Source organism: Streptomyces sp. SID3343 (assembly GCF_009865215.1).
In the GTDB taxonomy this organism is placed as follows: Bacteria; Actinomycetota; Actinomycetes; order Streptomycetales; family Streptomycetaceae; genus Embleya.
Genome location: NZ_WWJX01001136.1, coordinates 1 through 4690 on the forward strand (window position 1 = coordinate 1; position 4690 = coordinate 4690).

General features: G+C 71.8%; 3 protein-coding genes and 1 pseudogene. All 4 read left to right on the forward strand.

Annotated features, from left to right (window positions below; translation table 11 throughout):
- The coding region (locus tag GT354_RS35860) for a SagB family peptide dehydrogenase (protein ID WP_161360567.1) at nucleotides 1-735 on the forward strand (735 nt) is incomplete at its 5' end.
- A complete protein-coding gene (locus GT354_RS35865) occupies nucleotides 732-1547 on the forward strand; it encodes an HlyD family efflux transporter periplasmic adaptor subunit (RefSeq protein ID WP_161360568.1) in 816 nt (271 codons plus the stop codon). The genes GT354_RS35860 and GT354_RS35865, both read left to right, overlap by 4 nt.
- On the forward strand, nucleotides 1544-3802 hold the full coding sequence (locus GT354_RS35870; protein ID WP_161360569.1) for an NHLP family bacteriocin export ABC transporter peptidase/permease/ATPase subunit: 2259 nt from the start codon (nucleotides 1544-1546) through the stop codon (nucleotides 3800-3802). Before GT354_RS35865 ends, GT354_RS35870 begins: the two co-directional genes overlap by 4 nt.
- 13 nt (nucleotides 3803-3815) lie before the next feature.
- A pseudogene (locus tag GT354_RS35875) lies at nucleotides 3816-4690 on the forward strand (hypothetical protein); the annotation flags it as partial.

The window sequence follows — 4690 nt, forward strand, 5'->3', positions numbered from 1 at the left end:
GCCGATCTGGACGACCCGCTGCCGGCCGTGCGCGAACCGTACCCGGGCCCGACGGTGGACCTGCCCAGGCCCGACCTGGACCGAGTGCGCCGTGACGACCCCACGCTCACCGAGGTCCTGGAGACCCGCCGTTCGGTACGCGCGCACGACGACGCGGCGCCGCTGACGCTCGCGCAACTCGGCGAGTTCCTGTACCGCACGTCGCGCAACCGGGCGATCTACCGCGAGGACCGCCAGGAGATCGGCGACCGCCCCTACCCGTCCGGCGGTCGCTGCCACGAACTGGAGCTGTATCCGCTGGTCAACAACGTCGAGGGGCTCGCGCCCGGGCTGTACCACTACGACCCGCAGCGGCATCGGCTGGAGACGGTCGCCGCTCCCGGCCCGGCGGTCGCCCGGTTGTCGGACGTCGCGCGGGCGACGTCGCTGATGACCGCGCCGCCGCAGGTGGCGCTGGTGGTGAGCGCGCGCTTCGGCCGGGTGATGTGGAAGTACCAGACCATGGGCTACGCGCTCGTGCTCAAGCACGTGGGCGTGCTCTACCAGACGATGTACTGCGTCGCGACCGCGATGGGCCTGGGCGCGTGCGGTCTCGGCGGCGGTGACTCCGACATGTTCGCGCTGGCCACCGGCAACCGGTGGGAACGCGAAGGCAGCGTCGGCGAGTTCCTGCTCGGCACGATCGGCCCCGAGCCGGACCACCCGGACGGCGCCGGCCCGGAGGAGGGCCGATGAACTTTCGCCGCGAGGCCCTGGAGGCGCTCAAGGCGCCGGAGGACCTGGACGCGCCGATCCGGCTGGTGCGGCCGCGCGCGTGGGCGCTGCTCGTCGCACTCGCGCTCCTGGTGTCGTGTACGGCCGCGTGGTCGGTGACCGGCACCCTCCCGCGCAAGGTCAAGGTGCCGGGCATCCTCACCCATCCGCTCGGCGTCTCGCGGGTGCAGAGCCCGCAGACGGGCCTGGTGTCCAACCTGTTCGTCGACTCCGCGACGCTCGTGCCCAAGGGCACGCCGGTGCTGTCGGTGGTCGACCAGCAGGGCGCGACGCAGATCGTGCGCGCGCCGTTCGCCGGCCGGGTGATCGGCCTGCTCGTCTCCAGCGGACAGTACATCTCGGCCGGCACCACGTTCATGACCGTCGAGCGCACCGACGCCAACGACGATCGCCTGCTCGCCACCTTGTTCGTGTCGCCGCGCAGCGCCGGCATGCTCCGCCAGGGCGGCCAGGTGGACGTGTCCGTCCAGTCCGCGCCGTCCCAGGCCTTCGGCCTGTTGCGCGGCCGCATCACCGCGATCGACCAATTCCCGTACACCGAACAGCAGGTCGCCGACTTCCTCGGTGGCAACCAGCAGGCCGCGGCCCGGCTGATGTCCAACGGCAGCGTGGTCCGGATCACCGTCGACCTCGACACCGACCCGCGCACACTCAGCGGCTACCGGTGGTCCAACAAGGCCGGCCCGCCGTTCCGGATCGACTCGCAGACACCCGTCACCGGCTTCGCCCGCCTCCCGGGCGAGAGCCCCATCGATTGGCTGCTCCCCGGATGACCACCATCTCGCCGCCCCCGCCGGCCGGGGCACCGCCCGCTCCGGAAGGTCGCCGACGCCGGGAGCCCGAACGCCGGATGTCGGTCCGCACCCCCACGGTCATCCAACTGGAAGGAGTCGAGTGCGGCGCCGCGGCCCTGGCCATGGTGCTCGCGCACTTCGGTCGATTCGTGCCGCTGGAGGAGCTGCGGCACGCGTGCGGGGTCTCTCGCGACGGCGCCAAGGCCGCGAACCTGCTGCGCGCCGCCCGCTCGTACGGACTCACCGCGCGCGGGCTGCAGATGGACACCGCCGCCTTGGTCGAGACCCACCCGCCGGCCATCCTGTTTTGGAAGTTCAACCACTTCGTGGTCTACGAGGGCATGGGCCGGCGCCTGCTCGGGGGGCCGATCGTACGGCTCAACGACCCGGCCGAGGGCCGTCGGGTGGTCACCACCGAGGACTTCGACGCGGCCTTCACCGGCATCGTGCTCACGTTCGAGCCGGGACCGGACTTCCGGCGCGGCGGTCGGCCGCCCCGGCTGCTCGCCGACCTGAAGGCGCGCTACCGCAGCAGCGGCGGCGCGCTGTTGCTCGCGCTGTTCGCCAGCCTGTTGCTGATCCTGCCCGGGCTGGCCGCGCCCGCCTTCACCCGGGTGTTCATCGACCGGGTTCTCACCGGCGGTGACCACTCGTTCCTGCCCGCGCTGCTCACCGCGATGGCGCTGGCGACCGCGGTCACCCTCGGCCTGACGATGCTGCAACAAGGCCAGTTGCTCCAGGTGGAGTCCGCGTCGTCGATCCGCAGTTCGGTGCGGGTGGTGCGACATCTGTTGCGGCTGCCCGTGGTGTTCTTCACCCAGCGCAATCCCGCCGAGATCAGCAAACGGGTCTCCGCCAACAACACCATCGCCCAGATCCTGTCCCGCGACGTAGCCACCACCGTGGTCAGCATGCTCCTGGTGGTGGTCTACGCGGGCCTGCTGTGGACCTACGACGCGCAACTCACCGTGGTCGGGGTCGGCGTCGCGATGCTCAACATCGTGGTCCTGCGCCTGGTGTCGCGGATGCGCGTGGACGCGGTGTCCAAACTGCGCGCCGACCGCTCCGGGTTGGTGTCCACGTCGTTCAACGGGCTCCAGTTGATCGAGACGATGAAGGCGTCGGGCGCCGAGAGCGACTACTTCAAACGCTGGGCCGGTTTCCAGGCCAGGGTGGTGTCGGGACAGCAGGCACTGGGCGCGCCCACCGCGATGCTCGCCGTGATGCCACCGCTCCTGGCCGCCGTCGACAGCGGCCTGATCCTGTGGATCGGCGGGCTGCGGGCCATCGACGGGCACATGTCGATCGGCCTGCTCGTAGCGTTCCAGACGCTGGTCAACTCGTTCAGCAGGCCCGTCGCCCAACTGACCAACCTCGGACCGCGGCTCCAGGACGTCACCGCCGACGTCAACCGCCTCAAGGACATCGAAAAGTTCCCGCCCGCCCCGGAGTTCGTCGAGGACGAGCAAGCCCGCGAGGCCCGCCTGACCGGCGACCGCCCGACCTTGGGCGTGCTCGCGGGCCGGGTCGAACTGGCCCATGTCACGTTCGGCTACAGCCCGTTGGGCAAACCGCTGCTCGACGACTTCTCGCTGCGGGTGGGCCCCGGCGAACGGGTCGCGCTGGTGGGCGGCTCGGGCAGCGGCAAGTCGACGGTGAGCCGGCTGATCGCCGGGCTGTACGAACCCTGGAGCGGGGAATTGCTGTTCGACGGCCGGCCGCGCCGGGATCATCCCCGTGACGTGATGGGCACCGCGGTCGCGTTCGTGGACCAGGACATCTTCCTGTTCGAGGGCACCGTGCGCGACAACGTCACGTTGTGGGACGACTCGATCCCCGACGACGCGGTGGTGGCCGCGCTGCGCGATGCCGCCGTGTACGACGTGGTCGCCGCGCGCGCCGGCAGCATCCACAGCATGGTCGTCGAGGGCGGCCGCAACTTCTCCGGCGGTCAGCGCCAACGCCTGGAGATCGCCCGCGCGTTGGTCCGCAATCCCAGTGTGCTGGTGCTCGACGAGGCCACCAGCGCGCTGGACGCGCAGACCGAGGAGACCATCGACGACAACCTGCGCCGGCGCGGCTGCGCGTGCGTGATCATCGCGCACCGACTGTCCACGGTCCGCGACAGCGACGAGATAGTCGTGCTCGAACACGGCAAGGTGAGCCAACGCGGCAACCACCACGAACTCGCGGCCGTGGCGGGGCCCTACGCCGAGCTGATCCGCGAGCAGTGACCAGGAGGAAGGGATGACCGAGCCGACGCAGGTCTTCGAACCCGCCGAGCCGCCCGACGGCACACCTCCGGACCTGCACGTGCTCGATGCCGATCTCGGGCCGGTGCTGACCGGGGCGTTCCCGCTCGGCGGCTGTAGCCGGGTCTGGTTCGTCACCGGCGGCATGGTCGACGTGTTCGCCACCACCGAAGAGGAAGGCGGGCGCTGGCAGTTCCTGTGCCGGGTGGCGTCGGGAACGGTACTCTCCGGAGCCCCCGAGGGCAGCACCGCCATGCTGGGCAAGCCACTGCCGGGCGGCACCGTGCGCGACGCGCCGCTTTCCGTCGTGCTCGCCGCCGCGGCGGCCGATCCCGACTTCGCCGCGTGTTTCTCCGCCGGCCTCGACCGGGGATTGGGCGCGCTCGCGGACGCGGTTCGGATGGGCCTGCCGCCGCGCACGTTCACCCCGCTGGAGGCCGGGGAGGGCGCGGAGTTGCCGGCGGGTGGCTCGGCCCGCTCGGTGGAGGGGACGGTGTGGGTGCGCGTCCTGTCCGGCTCGGTGGTCACGGGCGGGCCCAACGACGAGCAGGCGGAGCACGGCGCCGCGCCCGCCACCGGCATCGGCGGACGCCTGGCGATCGGCGAGGCCGACTGGCTGTACGCCGCCGACGGCGCCCTGGTGCACGTCGTCCGTACCCGTGACGTACTCGCGGAGGCCGGCTTCGCCCGCGACCTCGCGCGCCATCAACACACCCTCGTCCAGCGCGTCGACGAACGCCTGAGCGGGCGCCGCCGCAACGCGTGCCGCGAGCTGGACGCGCGCCGCGTGGTCGACGCGGACGCGCTGGCCCGCTCGTCGCGCGCGCTCAGCGCCGTCCTCGACCCGTTCCGCTCGACGCACCGGCCCGG